At 69.7% G+C, this 21,376-nt stretch carries 18 protein-coding genes; 6 read left to right on the top strand and 12 right to left on the bottom strand.

Annotation, left to right across the window (positions count from 1 at the left end; translation table 11 throughout):
* Positions 1-71 precede the first annotated feature (71 nt).
* From ROP_RS34845 to ROP_RS34835, 3 genes are read left to right on the top strand one after another with little or no spacing between them, the layout of a single operon-like run.
* Positions 72-359: an acyl carrier protein gene (locus tag ROP_RS34845; protein WP_015890680.1), complete on the top strand. Its 288-nt coding sequence runs from the start codon at positions 72-74 to the stop codon at positions 357-359.
* Positions 356-4,648: a type I polyketide synthase gene (locus ROP_RS34840; protein ID WP_015890679.1), complete on the top strand. Its 4,293-nt coding sequence runs from the start codon at positions 356-358 to the stop codon at positions 4,646-4,648. Before ROP_RS34845 ends, ROP_RS34840 begins: the two co-directional genes overlap by 4 nt.
* Before the next feature lie 4 nt (positions 4,649-4,652).
* A complete protein-coding gene (locus ROP_RS34835) occupies positions 4,653-5,354 on the top strand; it encodes a thioesterase II family protein (RefSeq protein WP_015890678.1) in 702 nt (233 codons plus the stop codon).
* Positions 5,355-5,363: 9 nt separating this feature from the next.
* Here ROP_RS34835 and ROP_RS34830 read toward each other — a convergent pair whose 3' ends face one another.
* From ROP_RS34830 to ROP_RS34820, 3 genes are read right to left on the bottom strand one after another with little or no spacing between them, the layout of a single operon-like run.
* Positions 5,364-6,566 carry an SPFH domain-containing protein gene (locus ROP_RS34830; protein ID WP_015890677.1) on the bottom strand — a complete coding sequence of 401 codons (1,203 nt, stop codon included), beginning with the start codon at positions 6,564-6,566 and terminating at the stop codon, positions 5,364-5,366.
* Complete coding sequence (locus tag ROP_RS34825) at positions 6,567-6,998, bottom strand: NfeD family protein (RefSeq protein WP_005241863.1); 432 nt, start codon at positions 6,996-6,998, stop codon at positions 6,567-6,569.
* 8 nt (positions 6,999-7,006) lie between these two features.
* Positions 7,007-7,846 (bottom strand): DUF3097 domain-containing protein, encoded by an 840-nt coding sequence (locus ROP_RS34820; protein ID WP_015890676.1) that lies wholly within the window; start codon positions 7,844-7,846, stop codon positions 7,007-7,009.
* A gap of 67 nt (positions 7,847-7,913) precedes the next feature.
* Here ROP_RS34820 and ROP_RS34815 point away from each other — a divergent pair, with 67 nt between their 5' ends.
* Positions 7,914-8,723 carry a hypothetical protein gene (locus tag ROP_RS34815; protein ID WP_015890675.1) on the top strand — a complete coding sequence of 270 codons (810 nt, stop codon included), beginning with the start codon at positions 7,914-7,916 and terminating at the stop codon, positions 8,721-8,723.
* Here the strand turns inward: ROP_RS34815 and ROP_RS34810 are convergent.
* The 8 genes from ROP_RS34810 to ROP_RS34775 form a co-directional block, all read right to left on the bottom strand.
* Positions 8,689-9,798 carry a ferrochelatase gene (locus ROP_RS34810; RefSeq protein WP_043825989.1) on the bottom strand — a complete coding sequence of 370 codons (1,110 nt, stop codon included), beginning with the start codon at positions 9,796-9,798 and terminating at the stop codon, positions 8,689-8,691. The genes ROP_RS34815 and ROP_RS34810 overlap by 35 nt on opposite strands.
* A 41-nt stretch (positions 9,799-9,839) precedes the next feature.
* On the bottom strand, positions 9,840-10,637 hold the full coding sequence (gene inhA, locus ROP_RS34805; RefSeq protein ID WP_005241845.1) for an NADH-dependent enoyl-ACP reductase InhA: 798 nt from the start codon (positions 10,635-10,637) through the stop codon (positions 9,840-9,842).
* 46 nt (positions 10,638-10,683) lie between these two features.
* The gene (fabG1, locus tag ROP_RS34800) at positions 10,684-11,433 is read right to left on the bottom strand and encodes a 3-oxoacyl-ACP reductase FabG1 (protein ID WP_015890673.1); all 750 of its coding nucleotides are present in this window, start codon (positions 11,431-11,433) and stop codon (positions 10,684-10,686) included.
* Positions 11,434-11,496: 63 nt separating this feature from the next.
* The gene (locus ROP_RS34795) at positions 11,497-12,477 is read right to left on the bottom strand and encodes a VWA domain-containing protein (RefSeq protein ID WP_043826947.1); all 981 of its coding nucleotides are present in this window, start codon (positions 12,475-12,477) and stop codon (positions 11,497-11,499) included.
* A complete protein-coding gene (locus tag ROP_RS34790) occupies positions 12,474-13,448 on the bottom strand; it encodes a DUF58 domain-containing protein (RefSeq protein ID WP_015890671.1) in 975 nt (324 codons plus the stop codon). Before ROP_RS34790 ends, ROP_RS34795 begins: the two co-directional genes overlap by 4 nt.
* Positions 13,445-14,608: an AAA family ATPase gene (locus ROP_RS34785; protein ID WP_015890670.1), complete on the bottom strand. Its 1,164-nt coding sequence runs from the start codon at positions 14,606-14,608 to the stop codon at positions 13,445-13,447. Before ROP_RS34785 ends, ROP_RS34790 begins: the two co-directional genes overlap by 4 nt.
* 204 nt (positions 14,609-14,812) lie before the next feature.
* A complete protein-coding gene (locus ROP_RS34780) occupies positions 14,813-16,294 on the bottom strand; it encodes an NlpC/P60 family protein (protein WP_015890669.1) in 1,482 nt (493 codons plus the stop codon).
* A 379-nt stretch (positions 16,295-16,673) separates the two neighbouring features.
* Entirely contained in the window at positions 16,674-17,282 is a 609-nt protein-coding gene (locus ROP_RS34775; RefSeq protein WP_015890668.1) for a DUF6676 family protein, read from the bottom strand.
* A gap of 304 nt (positions 17,283-17,586) precedes the next feature.
* Here ROP_RS34775 and acnA point away from each other — a divergent pair, with 304 nt between their 5' ends.
* Both acnA and ROP_RS34765 read left to right on the top strand, forming a co-directional pair.
* The gene (acnA, locus tag ROP_RS34770) at positions 17,587-20,388 is read left to right on the top strand and encodes an aconitate hydratase AcnA (RefSeq protein WP_015890667.1); all 2,802 of its coding nucleotides are present in this window, start codon (positions 17,587-17,589) and stop codon (positions 20,386-20,388) included.
* A 175-nt stretch (positions 20,389-20,563) separates the two neighbouring features.
* A complete protein-coding gene (locus ROP_RS34765) occupies positions 20,564-21,130 on the top strand; it encodes a TetR/AcrR family transcriptional regulator (RefSeq protein WP_015890666.1) in 567 nt (188 codons plus the stop codon).
* Between the two features lie 23 nt (positions 21,131-21,153).
* On the opposite strand, the gene ROP_RS44395 is transcribed toward ROP_RS34765, so the two are convergent.
* Entirely contained in the window at positions 21,154-21,369 is a 216-nt protein-coding gene (locus ROP_RS44395; RefSeq protein WP_043825986.1) for a helix-turn-helix domain-containing protein, read from the bottom strand.
* Positions 21,370-21,376 lie beyond the last annotated feature (7 nt).

The raw sequence follows: 21,376 nt of genomic DNA, 5'->3' as shown, positions 1-21,376 counted from the left end.
CGGCGGTGCAGCGCCTCCGGACCACCACCGCCGTGCCCGCCTGACCCCGATCACCGACCAGGAGAACCCCGATGCCCGTCCCCGAACAGATCACCCGCCACGACCCCGCCCCCGTCCTCGACTGGCTCGCCGGCCGGGTCGCCGATCACACCGAACGGCCGGTGCGCGAAATCGATCCGCACCTTCCCCTCGCCGAGCTGGGTATCGAATCGGTGTCCGCGGTGGGCCTGTGCGGTGAGATCGAGGACCGCTGGGACCTCGAACTCGATCCCACCGTGGTGTTCGACTATCCGACGATCGCCGAGCTGGCCGCATTCATCGCCGCCGAAACCGCACTGCGGCAACGGAAGGCGTCATGACCGACGTCGCGATCGTCGGCCTCGACTGCCGCTTCCCGCAGGCCCCCGACGCCGCCGCGTTGTGGACGCTGCTGCTGGGCGGCGGCGACGGCATCACCGGCGTCCCCGCCGGACGCTGGAACGCGGACACCGTGTACGACGCCGCCGGTGGTCCCGGCTCGGTCAACAACCGCAGTGGCGGATTCCTCGCCGACGCGGACGCCTTCGACCACGACTTCTTCGGCATCGCGCCCCGCGAGGCCGCGGCGATGGACCCGCAACAACGGCTGCTGCTGCAGTCGGCGTGGCGGGCGTTCGAGGACGCCGCACTCGATCCGCGGGCCCAGGCCGGTTCGAACACCGGAGTGTACGTCGGCGTCATGGCGAACGAATGGAATCTCCAGATGCGTGACCTCCCGCGCATCACGGCCCAGCTCGGCAGCGGCAACGGCTATTTCATGACCGCCAACCGGGTGTCCTACCAGCTGAACCTGCAGGGCCCGAGCATGGCGATCGACACCGCCTGCTCGTCGTCGCTCGTCGCGGTCCACCTGGCCTGCGCGGCGCTGCGGGCCGGTGACTGCGACCAGGCCCTCGCCGGCGGCGTCAATCTCACCCTGACCCCCACAGTGAACGTCTTCTACACGCAGGCCGGGCTGTCCGCGCCGGACGGCCGGTGCAAACCGTTCAGCGGGGCGGCCGACGGAATCGGCCGCGGCGAGGGCGTCGCGGTACTGGTGTTGCGCCGGCTCGACGACGCGCAGGCGGAGGGCCTGCCGATCTATGCCGTGATCAAGGGCAGCGCCGTCAACAACGACGGTCGCAGCAACGGGATCACCGCCCCCAACCGCTGGGCACAGCAGCAGGTCGTCGAGACGGCGTACCGGCGTGCGGGTGTCACCCCGGCGCAGGTCGCGTTCGTCGAGGCGCACGGCACCGGGACGGTGCTCGGCGACATGATCGAGATCAAGGCGCTCGGTCACGTCCACGCGGCCCGCCCGGAGCCGTGCGCGATCGGGTCGATCAAGGGCAATCTCGGTCACACGGAGGGCGCGGCCGGTGTGGCCGGACTGATCAAGGTGGCCCTCGCGCTGCACCACCGGGTGGTGCCGCCCAGCCGCGGCGCGGCGGACGTCAACCCGCGGCTGCGGTTGGCGGACAACGGTCTTCGGCTCCTGTCCGAGCCGATGGCGCTGCCCGGCGGCGACGTGCACGGCGCCGTCAGCAGTTTCGGGATCGGCGGCACCAACGCCCATCTGCTGCTGGCGACGGCGCCCGCCGGCGACCCGCCCGAGGCGAGCAGCGACGGCGGCGTGCTCACCCTGTCGTCGAACGACCGGGACGGTCTCGCCCGCACCGCCGCGGCCCTGGCCGACGATCTGCTCGCCCACCCCGACGCCGAACTGGGCCGGGTGTGCTGGAGCACCAACACGGTCAAGGCGTCCGGGCGCCACCGTCTCGCGCTCCCCGCGCACGACCGGGAGCGGGCCGCCGCGGCGCTCCGCGCGGCGGCCGGCGACGAACACCTGCTCGACTCGCTGTCCGGCACGGCCCGCCCCGTCAGCGTCGGCTGGCTCTTCACCGGTCAGGGCGCGCAGTACCCGGGAATGTCACGCGCCCTGCACGACAGCCACGGGGCGTACCGGCGGGCGTTGCCGGACGTGGACGAGCGGATGACGCCGCACCTGGGCCGCTCGGTCCGGGACCTGCTGTTCGGCACCGGCGCCGAGATCCACCGCACGGAGTTCGCGCAGCCCGCCCTGTTCGCGGTCGAGTACACGCTGGCCCGGACGCTCGGTGAACTGGGAATCGAACCGGCGTGGCTGCTCGGTCACAGTGTCGGCGAGTACGCGGCCGCCGCGCACGCCGGCGTGTTCGGGCTCGACGACGCGTGCCGGCTGATCGTCGCGCGGGGACGGCTCATGCAGCAACTACCCGCCGGCGGCACGATGCTGGCGGTGCGGGCCCCCGCGGACGACGTCGCCGGCCTGCTCGCCGGCGAACCCGCGGTCGCACTGGCGGCGGTGAACGGGCCGCGGGACGTGGTGCTGTCCGGGGAGGAAGGCGCGGTCGACCGCCTCGGCGCCGCCCTGACCGCGGCCGGATACGCCGTCCGCCGGCTCGCCGTCTCGCACGCCTTCCACTCCCCCGCGATGGCACCGATCCGGGACGCGTTCGCCGAGGTCGCCGCCGACTGCGCCTACCGGCCGGCCGAGATCCCGATCTTCTCGACCACCCGCGGGCGGCTGCTCGACGTCGACGAACCGATGGACGCGACCTACTGGACCGACCACCTCACCGCGACCGTGCGGTTCGCGGACGCCGCCTCGGCAGCCCTGACCTGCGATCCGACCCACCTGATCGAGGTGGGCCCCGCACGAATCCTGTTGCCGCTCATAACCCGCGCCCATCCCGGCTCGCCGGCGCGGCACCTGGCGCCGTGCCCCGGCCCGGCCGCCACCGGCGCCGAACTCCCCGACGCCGTGGCCGCCCTGTACCGGGACGGACTGAACCCCGTGTGGGACGCGCTGTACGAGCCGAATGCCCGGGTCCGCCGGCGACTGCGCGGGTACGCGTTCGCGACCACCGCCCGCTTCTGGACACCCGAAGACGAACCCACCGCGGCGCGGCCGGTCGAACCTGCACCACCCACCGTCGCCGCCGAGCCCGAGGACACCACCATGGACCGACTGATCGCCCTGTTCCGGGAGCAGGCCGCCGTGCTCGCCGCCGCCACCGGGGCCCCCGGAGTGAGCATGCCCGTCCCGGCTGCGGCACCGGACGCCGGGCCGGATCTCGCGGCGGCGCACGGCGACACCGCTGCCCGGGTCCGCGCGGAAGTCGCCCGGGTCAGCGGATTCCCCGCGGCCGCGCTGACCGCGACGCAGACGATCACCGGCGACCTCGGATTCGACTCGATCATGATCACCGACCTGTTCGGCGGGCTGCGCCGCGCATTCCCCGGTCTCGCCGTCGAACCGGACTGGTTCACCCCGGGCCGCACCCTCGGCGAGGTGATCGACCACGTCACCGCGCACCGCGTCCCCGGGGCGACGCCCGCCGTCCCGCCCGTCCCGGATCCGGAACCGACGGTGGCACCCGAGTTCCGGATCGCCGAGTTCCCGGAGGTGCAGGCGCTCGCCGCACGGCTCACCGCCGCCGAGGGCCTCGGGGTCGCCAACCCGTACTTCCTCGTCAATGACGGCGTCACCCGGGACACGTCGACGATCGGCGGCGAGGAGGTCCTCAACTTCTCCAGCTACAACTACCTCGGCATGTCCGGGCACCCCGCCGTCGTCGCCGCCGTCCAGGACGCCGTCGCCCGCTACGGCAGTTCCTGCTCCGCCAGCCGCGTGCTGTCCGGGGAGAAACCGGTCCACCGCGAACTCGAGGCCGAACTGGCCGGGCTGCTCGGAACCGACGACGCCATCGCCCTCGTCAGCGGACACGCCACCAACGTCACGGTCATCGGACACCTCCTCGCGGAGGGTGACCTCGTCGTCCACGACAGCCTCGCGCACGACAGCATCCTGCAGGGCTGCGCCCTGTCCGGCGCCACCCGTCGCCCGTTCCCGCACAACGACCACGTCGCGCTCGATACCCTGCTCACCGCGATCCGCTCCCGGTACCGGAGGGTCCTCATTCTCATCGAGGGCGTCTACAGCCAGGACGGCGACATCCCCGACCTGCCGGCGATGATCGCGGTGAAGAAGAAGCATCAGGCGCTCATGATGATCGACGAGGCACACAGCATCGGGGTGCTCGGCGCCACCGGCGGCGGCATCGGCGAGCATTTCGGCGTCGACCGCGACGACGTGGAACTGTGGTCGGGCACGATGTCGAAGGCGCTGGCCGGCTGCGGCGGCTACGTCGCGGGCAGCGCCGAGCTCATCCGATTCCTGAAATACACGACGCCCGGCTTCGTCTACAGCGTCGGGATGACCCCGATGAATGCCGCGGCGTCCCTCGCCGCGCTCCGGCAGATGCGCGCCGAACCCGGGACCCTCGACCGGTTGCGCCGCAACTCCCGGCTCTTCCTGCAGCTCGCCGCGGACGCCGGGATCGACACCGGGGACAGCCGGGACACCCCCGTCATCCCCTGCATCGTCGGGGATTCGCTGCGCACCCTCGCGCTGTCGGGTGCGCTGCTGCGGCGCGGCATCAACGTCAACCCCATCCTCTACCCGGCGGTGCCGGAGAATCTCGCGCGGTTGCGCTTCTTCGTCACCGCCTGCCACACGGAGGACCAGATCCGGTTCACCGTGGCGGCTCTCGCCGAGGAACTCGCGACCCTCGTCGCGGCCGCGTAGCGCCGTGCCACTCCGGCTGTTCTGCTTCCCGCACGCCGGCGGCGGGCCCACGACGTACCGTCACTGGCACCGCGCCCTGGGCCCGCACGTGTCGGTGCGGACCGTGCTCCGGCCCGCGCGCCCGGGCGGAGCCGGGTTCACCGACGTCGAGTCCGTCGTCGCCGAACTCGACTCCCAGCTCGCCGAACCGCTCACGCAGCCGCACGTGTTCTTCGGGCACAGCATGGGTGCGCTCGTGGCGTACCGGCTCGCGTGCCGTCGGCGCGCGACCGGTCACCCACTCCCCCGGGCGCTGCTGCTGTCCGGGTACGCGGCACCGCATCTGCCCGCACCGCTACCACCGGTCGACGGCCTGGGCGACGCGGCCCTGATCGCGGTGCTGCGCGCCGCCGGCGGTGTTCCCGCCGGCCTCCCGGACCGGCCGGAGTTCCTGGACCGATCTCTGCCCGCGCTGCGGGACGATCTGCGCCTGTGCACCGGTTTCCGCGACCCCGGAGACCCGCCGCTTCCCTGCCCGACGCACGTGTTCGGCGGGGACGCCGACCCGCTGGTCGGCGAGCGGGAACTGTATGCCTGGGATCGGCACACCACCCGGCTGTCCGGGGTGCGCGTCCTGCCGGGCGATCACTTCTACCTCGAACACGCACCCGAACAGCTCTTCCGGGTACTCCGGCCGCTGCTGCGCCGCTACGCCACGGCCGGGTAGACGGTGCCGTCAGCCGCCGTGCGGGGGCACCGGCGGCGGCAACTGTCCGGGCGCTCCCCCCGGGTACAGGGGCGCGTGCTCGTCGGCGCCGCCGGGCTTCGTGAGCGGCCCCGGACCGTCGACGGGCTGCCGTGCCTCGACCTCCGCGGCGCGGACGGCCTGCGCGATGGCCGGGTCGGACTTGGTCTCGAACCAGTCGGCGACCTCGTCCGAATCGTCCTCGGGCTTGGGCAGATCCTCTTCCGCGGTGGACGGCTCGTACCGGAACACCCCGTCCTGCCCCTGCGCGCCGAGTGTCTTCGCGAAACCCTTGAGGGCGTCACCGAAGTCGCTGGGCACCAGCCACACCTTGTTCGCGTCGCCCTGCGCCATCTGCGGCAACGTCTGCAGGTACTGGTAGGCGAGGAGTTCGGGGGTGGGTTTGCCGGACTTGATTGCGGCGAACACCTTTTCGATCGCCTTCGCCTGACCCTGCGCCTGCAGGTACTTGGCGGCCCGGTCGCCCTGTGCCCGCAGGATCCGGGACTGCCGTTCGCCCTCTGCGGTGAGGATCGACGCCTGTTTCGCGCCCTCCGCGGCGAGGATGCGGGACTGCTTGTCGCCCTCCGCCGTCTTGATGGCGGACTCCCGGTGGCCCTCGGCGGTGAGGATGGTGGCCCGCTTCTCGCGGTCCGCCTTCATCTGCTTCTCCATCGACTCCTGAATCGACGGCGGCGGATCGATGCTCTTGAGTTCGACGCGGGCGACACGCAGCCCCCACCGGCCGGTGGCCTCGTCCAGCACCCCACGCAGCTGCCCGTTGATGGAGTCACGCGAGGTGAGCGTCTCCTCCAGCGTCATGCCGCCGACGACGTTGCGCAGCGTGGTGGTGGTCAACTGCTCGACACCGACGATGTAGTTGCTGATCTCGTACACCGCGGCCTGCGGGTTGGTGACCTGGAAATACACCACGGTGTCGATGTTCAGCGTCAGGTTGTCCTGGGTGATCACCGGCTGCGGCGGGAACGACACCACCCGTTCGCGCAGATCCACCTTGGCCCGGATGCGGTCCGCGAACGGGATCAGGAACGTCAGCTGACCCGACACGGTCCGCGAGTACCGGCCGAGTCGCTCGATTACCGCGGCCTCGGCCTGCGGCACCAGCGCCACCGATTTGGCCACCACCAGCGCAACGAACAACACGAGCACGATCAACACGATGAGTGCTGCCATCTACGGTCCCCTCCATACGACGGCGGTCGCGCCGTCAATTTGCATTACCGTCACGGTCGTTCCCGGTGGATACACTTCCGTGCTGTCGAGCGGGCGGGCCGTCCACACGTCGCCACCGAGTTTGATCTGCCCGGCGTGCTCGGCGACCTCCTCGAGCACCAGGGCCTGCTTGCCGGTGAGCGCCTCGATCCCGGTCGGGGTCGGCGGCGGTGTCTCGAACTTGCGCAACAACACCGGGCGCACCCCGAGGATCAGCGCGAGGGACAGGACCCCGAAGATCACCGCGTCGACCCAGACCGGGAAGTCGGTGATCGCGGTGACCCCGGCCGTGGCCAGCGCACCACCCGCCAGCATGAGGAGGAAGAAGTCCCCCGTCAACGCTTCCGCGGCGGCGAGCAGCACCCCCGCTACCAGCCAAATCAATGCAGCCACAACACCATCTAACCAGAATCTCCGGAACCGACGGTGACGAAGTCGACCAGCTGTTCGACCGCCCCGATCAGCGGCGCCTCCAGGTCGCGGAACGTGTCGACGGCCGAGTACACCCGGCGCCACCCGTCGCGCGGTGTCCCCCAGCCCAACTCGCGGCACACCCCGGTCTTCCAGTCCTCACCGCGCGGAATCTTCGGCCACGCCTCGATGCCCACCGCCGACGGGCGGACCGCTTCCCACACGTCGATGAACGGGTGCCCCGTGACGAGCACGTTCGGCCCGAGCCCCTGCGTCAGCTGGGTTTCCTTGGACCCGGTCACGAGGTGATCGACGAGCACACCGACCCGCCGGCCCGGTCCGGGGCGGAACTCGGCGAGCCGCTCCCCGAGGTTGTCGAGACCCTCCAGGTGCTCGACGACGACCCCCTCGACGCGCAGGTCGTGCCCCCACACCCGCTCCACCAGGGCGGCGTCGTGCACGCCCTCCACCCAGATCCGGCTGGGCAGCGCCGTCCGGGCGCGCAGTCCCTCCACCTTCGTCGACCCCGACGCCGACCGGGTGGCCGCCGGACCGGCGGGCTCGACCGCGGGGCGCACCAGGGTGACCGGTTTTCCGTCGATCAGGAACGCCGCCTCCCGCATCGCGAACAGCCGGGTGCGCCGCGCCCCGTCCTCGAGCCGGACGAACTCGCCGTCGTAGGTGCGTTCGAACCCCACCACCGCCCCGCAGAACCCGGTGCCCGCGTCCTCGACGACGAGGTCCCGCTCGGCCGGGACCGTCGGCGTCGCCGGCTTCCTCGCGCGTGGGTGTCCGGAAAAGATGTCGCCGTATCTGTCGCCTCCGCTCACGGGCGCTGACGCTATGCCAGCGGCGCCGTTACACACACGCCGCCACGCCGACATATGCTCGTTTATCGTGACTTCACCCAGCGCCACTCTCACCGTGTGGGCCAGTTCCTGGCTCGCCGGGAACAGTGCACCCGACGACGTCATCGACGCCCTCCACGCATGGGCGCCGATGCACCTCGCCTGCGCCGAGGACGAGGCCACGGCCGGCCGCACCGGGCTGCCGTGGCCCCACCCGCAGGACGCCGGGGTGACGGCGCTGCTGCAGACGATGCGCCGTTCCGTGTCGCAACCCGAGACCGAGATCCGGCTGGTCCTGCCCGGGCCGGGCGACGTGCGCGGGCTGCCCGCGGGCACCGAGTTCGCGTCTGCCGCCATCGACGCCGGCGAGGGGGTCCTCGTCGGGCCGCCCGGCCGGTCCGGGACGGGCCTCGTCCCGCACGTCGAGGGTCCCGACGTGCTGCGGTGGACGGTGTCGACGATCGAACGGCTCCCCCTCGACGCCCACCACACCGGTCTGGGCGAGGCCGAGTTCACGATGCGGGAGGCGGTCCGCGACGCCGCGGCCGCGCTCGAGGCCCTGCACATGCTCGACTCCGGGTTCGGCGCCGATCCGCGCGCGCTGATCGCCGATGCGCTGGCGAAGTCCGCGCGGCACCGGTACCCGACGACGATCGCGCCGCGGGCGCTGCGGATCCTGGACTCGGCCGATCAGGTGGCCGCGATCCTCACCGTCGCCGAGCAGATGGCCCCCGCCCGCACGGTGTCCGCGTCGGGCGCGGCCACCCTCGAGGACCTGCTGCGGCCCCTCCGGTCGGCGGTGCGGTCGGCGCGCGCCGCCGCCGTCAATGCGTGTGCGCGGGACGGCCTGACGGCCTGACGACGGCCTTGCAGCAGTCGACCGCGCAGGACTCGCCGTCCAGGGTGGAGCCGAGCAGCGGCTCGGATCCGAGCCGCGCGGCGGACGCGCCGGTCAGCTGCTCGGTGACGAGTGCGACGACGAGTTCCGCGAAACGCCGATCCGTGCCGGGTGTGGCCGCCCGCACGAAGTCGATGCCCAGTTCGGCGGCCCGGTCCCGGGCCTCGGTGTCCAGGTCCCACACCACCTCGAGGTGATCGGAGACGAATCCCACCGGGCACACGATCACCGCGCGTACCCCGTCGCCGGCGAGGACGTCGAGATGGTCGCAGATGTCCGGTTCGAGCCAGGGCACCTGGGGCGGCCCGGACCGGGACTGCCACACCAGATCGAAGTCGTCGAAGCCGGCAGCGCGGGCGGTGAGCGCGGCGGCCTCGGCCACCTGCCGGCTGTAGAGGCGGCCGCCCGCCTCCGGCGGTCCGGCGTTGACGTCCGCGGAGACGGGCACGGAGTGGGCGGTGAACACGAGCCGCGCGTCGGCCCGGTGCTCGGCGGGGAGCTGCGTCGCGGCCGCGCGGACGGCGTCGGCGAACGCCCCGATCAGCAGCGGGTGGTCGTAGTACTGCCGCAGCTTCAGCAGGTGCGGCGCCCCGTCCCCGGCCGCGGCCCGCGCCCGGGCGACGTCCTCGTGGTACTGCCGGCACCCCGAGTACCCGCCCCATGCCGACGTCGGGAACACCAGGGCCGAGCGCACCCCGTCCGCGCCCATCCGGGCGACCGTGTCCTCGACCATCGGATGCCAGTTCCGGTTTCCGAAGTAGACGGGCAGATCGATTCCGGCACTTGCCAATTCGGACTCGACGCGCGAGATGATGTCGCGGTTGAGGGCGTTGATCGGCGACACACCCCCGAAATGCAGGTAGTGCTCGGCGACCGCGTCCAGACGCTCGGGCGGCACCCCCCGGCCCCGGGTGACGTTCTCCAGGAACGGGCGCACGTCCTCGGGCTTCTCCGGACCCCCGAACGACAACACGAGAAGGGCGTCGAAGCGGGAACCGGAACCGTCCGTCGAATTTCCAGCGATCATGATCCCCATCTTCCGTGCTGCCGTTCGGGGCGCACTCCCCGGGTGGTGTCCTAGCCCGCCATCGCGTGCGCGCCACCGTCGACGTAGATGATCGACGCGGTGGTGCCGGGCAGCCAGTCGGACAGCACGGTGCACACGGTCTTTGCGACCGGCTCCGGGTCGTCGACGTTCCAGCCGATGGGCGCGCGCTCGTCCCACGCCGTGTTGAGCTCGTTCATCTGCTTGGCGTCGTCGGTGGCGGTACCGGCGATCGCCTTGGCGGCGAGGGTCTTGATCGGGCCCGCCGCGACGAGGTTGGAGCGGATACCGCGTTCGCCGACTTCCTTGGCGACATACCGGTTCACCGACTCGAGGGTGGCCTTGGCGACCCCCATCCAGTTGTAGAACGGCACCGCCCGCGCCGGGTCGAAGTCCATGCCGACGATCGACGCGTTGTCGTTCAGCACCGGCAGCAGCGCCTTCGACAGCGACGCGTACGAGTAGGCCGACACCTCGAAGGCCACCCCGACGTCGGACCACGGTGCGTCGAAGAACGGGCTGCCCAGGCAGGACCGCGGCGCGAACGCGATGGAGTGCACGACGCCGTCGACGCCCTCCGGCGCGATCTCCCGGATGCGGTCGGCGAGGCTCGCGAGGTGCTCGGGGTTCTGCACGTCGAGTTCGAGCGCCGGCGGCACCGGCTGCGGCAGCCGCTGCGCGATCCGGTCGATCAGCCGGAGCCGGTCGAATCCGGTGATAATCACCTTGGCGCCCTGTTCCTGGGCGACCTTGGCGACGTGGAACGCGATGGACGCGTCCGTGATGATGCCGGTGACGAGAATGGTCTTACCTTCGAGCAATCCGCCCATGAGGTGTCCTCCTGTGAAGAAAAGTCCGGGAAGTGGTGTGGGAGCTCTAGTGGCCCATGCCGAGGCCGCCGTCGACGGGGATCACCGCGCCGGAGACGTAGGCCGAATCGTCGGAGGCCAGGAAGCTCACCACCGCGGCGACCTCCTCCGGCTTGCCCTGCCGCTGCAGCGGGACGGCGCCGGTGATCATGTCCTTGTACTTGTCGTCGAGGACCGCGGTCATGTCGGTGTCGATGAAGCCCGGGGCCACCACGTTCGCGGTGATCGACCGGGAACCGAGTTCGCGGGTCAGCGAGCGGGCGATGCCGACCACACCGGCCTTCGATGCCGCGTAGTTGACCTGGCCGGGACCGCCGGCGAGCCCGACGACCGACCCGAGGAACACGAACCGGCCGAACCGCGACCGCAGCATCGAGCGGGTGGCGCGCTTCGCGACGCGGAACGCGCCGGTCAGGTTGGCGTCGACGACGGAGGTGAACTGATCCTCGGTCATCCGCATGATCAGGGTGTCGTCGGTGATGCCGGCGTTCGCGACGAGGACCTCGACCGGGCCCTGGTGCGCTTCCACTTCCTTGAAGGCGCGGTCGATCGACTCGGTGTCGGTGACGTCGCACTGGACGCCGAACAGGCCCTCGGGCGCACCCGATCCGCGGTGCGTGACCGCGACCTTGTGCCCGTCCGCCGCGAGGCGCTGCGCGACTGCGAGGCCGATTCCGCGGTTGCCGCCGGTGACGAGCACCGACCGGGGAGTGGAGACCGTCCTCACCGACGCGTCGGTGGTTTCTGGGGTAGACATGGCGATAAACCTATCTGTTCAGATGTGCAGGAGTAGAAGCGCGGGGCCGCGGTGGAACGCGGATCACGGCAGCCGTTGACGCAGGACCAGCGCGAGGATCAGTCCCGCCGTCGCGGAGAGGACACCCAGCACCAGCCACGGGCGGCTGGCGTCGCCGCGGGTGGTCTCGAACCCGATCTGCTCCTCGAGGGTGTCGTAGACGTCGCGCAGTTCCTCCAGGCTCGACGCAGTGAAGAAGCTGCCGCCGGAGAGATTCGCGATCTCCCGCAGTGACGGATCGTCGACGGGCACCGGGATGCGTTCGTCCTCGATCTCGACCTTGCCGTAGCTCGTGCCGAACGAGATCGTGGAGATGGGAACGTCCTTGTCCTTCGCCTGGCGGGCCGCGGTGAACCCGCCGCGTGGATCGTCCGGATTCTCGGGGACCGTCTGCTTGCCGTCCGAGAGCAGCACGATCCGGGCGGGCGGCGCCTGATCGCTGCCGCCGAGCACCGCGGCCAGCGTGTCGATCGACTGCAGCGACGTGAAGATCGCCTCACCGGTGGCGGTCCGCTCACTCAACTGCAGATTGTCGATCGCGACCTTCGTGGCCTCCCGGTTGGTGGTCGGCGAGACCAGCACCGACGCGGTGCCTGCAAACGCGACGAGACCGAGATTGATGCCGGGAGTGAGCCCGTCGGCGAACGACTTCGCGGCGTCCTGCGCGGCGGCCAGCCGGGTCGGTTCCACGTCCGTGGCCTTCATCGACAACGACACGTCGATGACGAGGATCACGGTGGCCCGATTCCGCGGAACCCGCTTGTCCTCCGTCGGACCGGCCAGGGCCACACTGAAGAACACCAGCGCCAGCACCATCAGCAGCGCCGGAATGTGCCGGGCCCGGCCCGGCCGCGACGGCGCGACCTTTTCGAGCAACGCGAAGTTGGTGAACCGCAGGGTGTGCTTGTGCCGCTGCCGTTGCACCCACACGTATCCCGCAACCAGCGCCACGACGACCAGCAGGAACAGCAACCACCACGGTGAGGTGAACTGCGAAAGACTCACCGGCACGACCTCTGGTTCGTCGCGGTGCCGTAACTGTGCTTCCGGGCGGACACGAACCGCACCACATCCGAGATCCAGTCCCGGTCGGTCCGCAGACTGAGCAGCGGGGCACCGCACCGCCGCAGCGACTGCTCCACCTGCAGGCGGTGCTCGTCCGCGGCCCGCGCGAAGTCGGCGCGCAATTGCGGCGTGGTCGTGAACTCGCGGGTCCGTCCGGACTCCGGATCGTGCAGCACTACATCCCCCAGGTCGGGTAATTCCAGATCTCGCGGGTCGAGCACCTCGACACCGAGTACGTCGTGGCGGCCCGAGATGGCCCGCAGCGACCGCTCCCAGTCGATCGGCCCCAGAAAGTCGCTGATGACGACGGCCAGGCCGCGGCGGCGCTGCGGCCGGCGCAACGACTCCACCGCCCCCTGCAGGTCGCCCCGCACCCCGTCCGGGGCGTGCGGGGTGGTCGCGATCCGACGCAGCATCGCCTGCGCGTGGATCCGGCCCCCGCGGGCCGGGATCCGGATGGTCTGGGCGCCGGTCGAGACGATCGCCCCGATCCGGTTGCCGCCGCCGCTGGTCAGGTGCGTGACGGCGGCGGCCGCGGCCACCACCAGGTCCCGCTTCTCGCACCCGGCGGTGCCGAAGTCCAGGCTCGACGACAGATCGACGACGAGCCACGTCTCCAGCTCCCGGTCCGCGACCGACTGCCGGACGTGCGGATGCGTCGTCCGGGCGGTCACCGACCAGTCCATCTGACGGACGTCGTCACCCGGCTGGTACTCGCGCGCATCACCCGGCTCCGAGCCCGGTCCCGGGATCAGGCCCATATGGTCGCCGTGCAGGACACCGTCGAGGCGACGACGGACGGTCAGTTCCAGCGTCCGCAGCGCGGCGGACAGTTTGGGATCACGGAGTTCGCCGGAGCGAAACGACGGCGGCGGGCCGGAACTCTGCGCACCGGCGGTACGCGCACTCACCGTGGCTGGCTCATCGCCGTCGGTCCGGGCACCGACGTGGACGGGACGGGCGGTCCGTTGTGACCGGCGGGAGCGGCCGGGACCGCCGTCGGCTGTGCCGCGATCTGCGGCAGACCCACCGTCTGCAGCACACGGGAGATCACGTCGTCCGGGCTCACCTCGTCGGCGAGCGCGTCGTAGGACAGCACGAGACGGTGCCGCAGCACGTCCGGGATCACCTCGAGCACGTCCTGCGGCACCACGTAGTCACGCCCCCGCAGCAACGCCAGCGCCCGCGCCGACGAAATGATGCCCAGCGTCGCACGCGGAGACGCGCCGTACGCGATCCAGCCGTCGACGTCGGGGAGACCGAACTCCGCCGGCGTGCGGGTGGCCGCGATGACCCGCACCACGTAGTCGACGAGCGCATGGTGCACGAACACACCGCTCGCGACCTTCTGCAGCCGGACCAGTTCCTCGGGGTCGAGGATCTGGTGCGGTTCCGGCGCGTCGACGCCCATCCGGTAGACGATCTCGCGCTCTTCCTCCACCGTCGGGTAGTCGACGAGAATCTTGAACAGGAAGCGGTCGCGCTGCGCCTCCGGCAGCGGATACACACCCTCGTTCTCGATCGGGTTCTGCGTCGCCATCACCAGGAACGGGTCGGGCATGTGGTACCGCTTGCCGCCGATCGAGACGTGCCGCTCGGCCATCACCTCGAGCAGTGCCGACTGCACCTTCGCCGGCGCGCGGTTGATCTCGTCGGCGAGCACGAAGTTCGCGACGACCGGGCCGAGTTCGGTGTCGAACTCCTCCCGCCCCTGCCGGTAGATGCGCGTACCGATCAGGTCGGTGGGCACCAGGTCCGGCGTGAACTGGACACGCGAGAACGACCCGCCGACCACCTTCGCGAACGTCTCGACGGCCAGGGTCTTCGCCACACCCGGGACACCCTCGAGCAGCACGTGTCCCTTCGCGAGCAGACCGACGAGGATCCGCTCCACCAGCCGGTCCTGCCCGACGATCACGCGCTTGACCTCGTAGATCGCGCGTTCCAGCGTCTGGACGTCGGCAGCGAGACTGGGTGCGACCGACGTCGGCGTTCCTGCGGTCTGTGAGGGTGCCTTCGGCGCGGTGGCGTTCTGGGGACCCGATCCGTTGGCCGCACCCCCGTTCTTCACACCTTCGGGAGCGGCCTTCGCGGGCGACTCCTTCCGGGCTGCACCCTCCGATACCGCATCATCACGTGAGGTCACCAAGAATCCACCGCTTTCACCTAGATCGTTCCGCCCGTTCACGTACTTGCTCAACTATTCCAGGTGCAAGCAACCCCCGCCGCAACCAAGCACGATCCGCACCGCGGACTACTTCATCGACATCATGGATCACGACACCATACGGACAGCGTAAGGGGTCATGCCGTCCCATCGCACCGGGGAGATCTTGACGACGTCTCCCGACTGCGGCGCCTCCAGCATCTGGTCGTCGCCGAGATACAGCGCGACGTGCTGGCTGGCGTTCGGGCCCCAGAAGATCATGTCGCCGCGCTGCATCTCCTCCGAGGGAACCTGCTCGCCCGCGGTGTACTGATAACCGGTGTAGTGCGGCAGCGAGATGCCGATTCCGGCGAACGCGTAGATCATCAGGCCGGAGCAGTCGAAGCCGACCTTGTTGAAGTCGCCGTAACTGTCGGCGACACCGCCGTCGCGGATACCCAGGGTGGGGCCTTCCTCGTCGCCGCCGCCCCACGCGTACTCCACACCGATCTGGGACAGGCCCCGGTCGATGACGGTCTCGATGGCCTCACTGCCCGTCAGGTCCTCACCGCTCGTCGACGGTTTCGACTTGGGGGTGGACTTCGGCGTGGTCGTCCCGCCGCCGGTGGCGGAGTCCTCGTCCTCGATCGTGGTGTGCGCCCGCTGCCCCGCCGCGAGTTCCGCGGCGCGCTGACGTGCCGCCTCGTTGGCGGCGACCCGCGCCGCGGCCTGCGTCGCCGCCTCCCGGGCCGCGGCGGCGATGGCAGCCTTCTGCGCGTCCTCGGCGCGCTTCTGCTCCTCCCACGTCGCGTACGCCTCACGCTGCCCCTGCAGCCCCGCGACGTTCCCGCGGGCCGCGTCGAGCTGGGCCTGCGCGGCCGCCCGGTTGCTCTCGATCTGCGCCTTCTTGGCCGCCTGGTCCTGCAACGCCGACCGGGCGATCGCGATCGCCTGCTCGGCGAGCGACTTCTTCGACGCGGCCTGGTCGGCGGCCACGTCCGCCTGCTGCTTCGCCTCACGCGCCGCGGAATCCTTGTTGGCCTGGGCGGTCCGGGCGCGCTGCAGTCCCTCGAGCACCGCGTTCTGGCTGGTGGCGAGGAGTTTCAGAACCTGCGCGCGGTCCAGGACGTCCCCGGGCCCCTGGGCGCCCAGGTACGTCGAGATCGCGGACACGTTGGTGCCCTGCGTGTAGCTCGACCGGGCGTACTTGTCGAAGTCCTTCTGCGCCAGCTCGATCTGCGCGCCGGCGTCGCGCAGCGCCTGCTGGGAGGCCCCGACCACGCTGGCGGCCAGGTCGGCGGCGCTGCGGGCGTTCTGCAGATCGACCAGCGCCCGGTTCACGTCCTCGCGTTTGATGGCGACCTCGTTGTCGAGCTGGGCGAGTTGCTGATCCGCGGACGCGACCTGGTTGATGAGTTCGCTGACCTGCCCGAGGCCCGCCGACACCTGGGTCTGGGCCTGGGCGATGTCGGAGTCGGACGGATTCGGCGGCGGGGGCGGCACCGCGGCGGCCAGACCGGGCGTGCTGCCGACCAGGGCGCCGACGATGCCCAGTCCGATCAGGAGGCGCACTGCGCGGACGCGCCTGCGGGAGAAGCTGCGGTGCCCCACTCCAGCTCGTGCTTGTCGCTTCACAACTCTCTCCCTCGGATCTGCACCGATCGCGCAGGCCGCGCTGTGCTCGTCGTGGGGAGAAATTCCGGCAGCCACACCTTCCGTGTTCCGGCGACACCGACGTACGCCGGAACACCGTCACTCTGGACGTCAATCACCAGCCTGCGACACTTCTTCCCCAAGAGCGCCAAATGCACCGTACGACACTTCCGGACTCTATGGAAACTTTAGTCACAAATAACACATGAGTAATTTGACCAGCGGAAATGTCGAACTGTGAATCGTCGGCGCAATTTACGCGCATCGACGCAGGCAGCGGCCGCACACGGACGAAACGTGAAATTACCGCCGAGTTATCCCGGAAATTCGGGAGGAGTCAGGGCTTCTGCCGCTCGTACGTCGTGCCGGCGCCCGCGGCACCGCCGGCCTTTTTCGCGGCGTCGCCATCATTCGAGCCGGACGCCCGGCGCGACTTCGCGAAGAACGTCGCGGCCGACGCGATGACGACGATCGCCACGATGACCGCCGTGAACAGGGCCCACGGCGGACCCGGCTCCACGACCTCGTCGACGAAGTGATTCGCGGCGACCACCGGGTCACCGGTGTAGGTGCGGTCCTGACCCGATTCGAGCAGCACCCGGCTGATCGAATCGCTGTACGTGCCGACCCAGCTGGGGCTCAGCACCAGAACGGTGCCGCCCTCCTCGGCGCCGACCTCGGTCGCGAGGTCGCGCAGCTGCGAGTCGCGGCCGGGATCCTCGTCCAGCACCACGATGCTCAGCTCGAGTCCGTGCTCGGCCGCGCGATCGACGACGGCGACGAGTTCACCGGTCTCGTCGGACGGGGCCGACACCCCGTCGTCGGACACGTCCGCGACCACGTCGGAGACGTCGATGTCCTCCGGAAGGTCCGTCGACAACGGGAGGGCCGAATGGGCGGGAATCGTGACGCTGGCAGGAAGTGCGGTGGCGATAGGGGCAGGCATCTCTCATCCGGGTCTGCTGTAGGAACGTAAGCCTCGCGTGAACACTACGTGAGGAGTCCCCGAAGTTCCGTTCCGTCCGGGTGCGCCCCCGCCGCGGTAGTGCAGAATCGCCGGGGGTACGGGCTCGTTTCCGCCCCGAATTCTCACAGGACAAGCGTACTGTTAGACTATCGGAGGTACCGCGGTAGGGGCCGATTCCGTTCTCGCTAGCACGACAGCGCACACGGATCAGTCGTGCCCGCGGCGCCTGCAGCCGTCGACACAGCCCCGTCGGTGGCGACCCTCATAGACGAGTGGAGCTGACGTGAGCACCAGTATTGATTCATTCGGAGCAAAGGGAACCCTCGAGGTCGGTGAGAAGTCCTACGAGGTCTTCCGCCTCTCGGCCGTCCCCGGCACCGAGAAATTGCCGTACTCCTTGAAGGTTCTCACCGAGAACCTTCTCCGCACCGAAGACGGTGCCAACATCACCGCGGATCACATCCGCGCAATCGCAGGCTGGGATCCCTCGGCTCAGCCGAGCATCGAAATCCAGTTCACGCCGGCTCGCGTGATCATGCAGGACTTCACCGGCGTCCCCTGCGTCGTCGACCTCGCCACCATGCGTGAGGCTGTCACCACCCTCGGCGGCGACCCCAACAAGGTCAACCCGCTCTCCCCCGCCGACATGGTCATCGACCACTCGGTCATTCTCGACATCTTCGGCCAGGCCGATGCACTCGAGCGGAACGTCGACCTCGAATACGAGCGCAACGGCGAGCGTTACCAGTTCCTCCGCTGGGGCCAGGGCGCATTCGACGACTTCAAGGTCGTCCCCCCGGGAATGGGCATCGTTCACCAGGTCAACATCGAATACCTGGCTCCGACCGTCATGGCACGGAACGGCCAGGCGTACCCCGACACCTGCGTCGGCACCGACTCGCACACCACGATGGTCAACGGCCTCGGCGTGCTGGGCTGGGGTGTCGGCGGCATCGAAGCCGAGGCCGCCATGCTCGGCCAGCCGGTCTCCATGCTCATCCCCCGCGTCGTCGGCTTCAAGCTGACCGGTGAGATCAAGCCCGGCGTCACCGCCACCGACGTCGTGCTCACCGCCACCGAGATGCTGCGCAAGCACGGCGTCGTCGGCAAGTTCGTCGAGTTCTACGGCAAGGGTGTGGCCGAGGTTCCGCTCGCGAACCGCGCAACCCTGGGCAACATGAGCCCCGAGTTCGGTTCCACCGCAGCGATCTTCCCGATCGACAGCGAAACGATCGACTACCTGCGCCTGACCGGCCGCAGCGACGAGCAGCTCGCTCTCGTCGAGGCGTACGCCAAGGACCAGGGCCTGTGGCACGATCCCGACAACGAGCCCGTCTTCTCCGAGTACATCGAGCTCGATCTGGGCACCGTTGTTCCCTCGATCGCCGGCCCGAAGCGCCCGCAGGACCGAATCCTGTTGTCGGACTCGAAGACCGCGTTCCGCAAGGACATCCACAACTACGTGGAAGAGAACCATCCGGCCGAGCACACCCAGCTCGACGAGGCCGTCGAAGAATCGTTCCCGGCGTCCGACCCCGCAGTTCTGTCGTTCGCCGACGACGGAGCCGTCGACGTTCTCTCCGCCGCCAACGGCGCAGAAGGCCGCCCGAGCAAGCCGGTCGTCGTCAAGTCCGACGCGGGCGAGTTCGTTCTCGATCACGGCGCCGTCGTCGTTGCCGGCATCACGTCCTGCACCAACACGTCCAACCCGTCGGTCATGCTCGGCGCGGCGTTGCTCGCCCGCAATGCCGTCGAGAAGGGCCTGGCCACCAAGCCGTGGGTCAAGACCAACATGGCACCCGGCTCGCAGGTCGTCACCGACTACTACGAGAAGGCAGGCCTCTGGCCGTACCTCGAGAAGCTCGGCTACTACCTCGGCGGCTACGGATGCACCACGTGCATCGGCAACACCGGCCCGCTGCCCGAGGCAGTCTCCAAGGCCATCAACGACAACGACCTGTCGGTCACCGCGGTGCTCTCGGGCAACCGCAACTTCGAGGGACGCATCTCCCCCGACGTGAAGATGAACTACCTGGCCTCCCCGCCGCTCGTCATCGCCTACGGCCTTGCGGGAACCATGGACTTCGATTTCGAGACCGACTCGCTCGGCGACGACACCGACGGCAACCCGGTGTACCTGAAGGACATCTGGCCGTCCACGCAGGAGATCGAAGAGACCATCAAGACGGCAATCAGCCAGGACATGTTCCGCAAGTCCTACGCAACGATCTTCGCGGGCGACAGCCGCTGGCAGAACCTCTCGACCCCCGAGGGTGACACCTTCGAATGGGACGACAACTCGACGTACGTCCGCAAGGCTCCGTACTTCGACGGCATGCCGAAGGATCCGGCCCCGGTCAAGGACATCAAGGGCGCTCGCGTCCTCGCCCTGCTCGGCGACTCGGTCACCACCGACCACATCAGCCCGGCAGGTCCGATCAAGGTCGGCACCCCCGCCGCGCAGTACCTCGATTCCCACGGCGTCGAGCGCAAGGACTACAACTCGCTCGGCTCGCGTCGCGGCAACCACGAGGTGATGATCCGCGGCACGTTCGCGAACATCCGTCTGCGCAACCAGCTCCTCGACGACGTCTCCGGTGGTTACACCCGCGACTTCACCCAGGACGGCGGCCCGCAGGCCTTCATCTACGACGCGTCGCAGAACTACCAGGCAGCCGGCATCCCGCTGGTCGTGCTGGGCGGCAAGGAGTACGGCTCCGGATCGTCGCGTGACTGGGCCGCGAAGGGCACCAGCCTCCTCGGCGTCAAGGCCGTCATCACCGAGTCGTTCGAGCGCATCCACCGCTCCAACCTCATCGGGATGGGCGTCGTTCCGCTGCAGTTCCCGGCCGGCGAGTCGGCCGCGTCGCTGAAGCTCGACGGCACCGAGACCTTCGACATCGAAGGCGTCGAGAAGCTGAACGAGGGCGTCACCCCGAAGACCATGAAGGTCACGGCAACGCGCGAGAACGGCGAGAAGGTCGTGTTCGACGCAGTCGTCCGCATCGATACCCCCGGTGAAGCGGACTACTACCGCAACGGCGGCATCCTGCAGTACGTGCTCCGCAACATGATCAAGGGCTAGGCGCACTAGGCGCTCCGCGCCTGTGCGTGTTTTCGGCCTGAACAGGCACTGAGCGCGCACGACCACTTCGAGCGGATCTCACCATCCCGAATGACTGGTCGTGCGCGCTCAGTGCATGAAGTGACCTTTCTCGCGAAAGGGCCGAACACACGCACAGGCCGACGAAGGAGGCACTTTGCCCAAGGTCAGTGAAGACCATCTCGCGGCCCGGCGCAGTCAGATCCTGGACGGCGCCCGCCGATGCTTTGCCGAATACGGTTACGACGGCGCCACCGTCCGCAGGCTCGAGGAAGTGACCGGACTGTCACGCGGGGCGATCTTCCATCACTTCAAGGACAAGGACGGGTTGTTCCTGGCGCTCGCCCACGAGGACGCGACCAGGATGGCCGACGTGGTCGCCCACGAGGGTCTCGTCCAGGTGATGCGGGACATGCTCGCCCAGCCCGACCAGTTCGACTGGCTGGGAACCCGGCTCGAAATCGCTCGACGGCTGCGGAACGATGCCGACTTCCGCAGAAGCTGGTCGCAACGGTCGGCGGAACTGACCGAGGCGACCATGGCACGCCTCGCGCGGCAGAAGTCCGCGGGCCGTCTCCGCGACGACGTGCCGACCGACGTCCTCATCGGCTACCTGGACCTGGTGCTCGACGGCCTCGTCGCCCGCATCGCCTCCGGGCACGCCGGTGACAACCTGTCGGCCGTGCTCGACCTCGTCGAGGAATCCGTCCGACGCCGCGACTGACACGCTCCCACCACCGACACCGGTCAGGTCTTACGACGGTGAGCTCCGCCTCGTCCGCGGAGCTCCACCTCGGACTCCGCGAGAATGTTGCGGACGAATCCGTACGATCGCCCCATTTCCCGGGCGAGAGAACGAATACTCGCCCCGGCCTGGTACCGCTGTTTCAGCTCCGCCTGCAAATCGGCACGCGACGGTCCCGTGATCCGAGCGCTCTTGGCGAAGACCCCGATGTCAGCCATGAACTCC

Source organism: Rhodococcus opacus B4, assembly GCF_000010805.1.
GTDB classification, from domain to species: domain Bacteria; phylum Actinomycetota; class Actinomycetes; order Mycobacteriales; family Mycobacteriaceae; genus Rhodococcus_F; species Rhodococcus_F opacus_C.
Note: the sequence above shows the minus strand (reverse complement) of the source record. Positions and strands in the feature narration are given on the sequence as shown.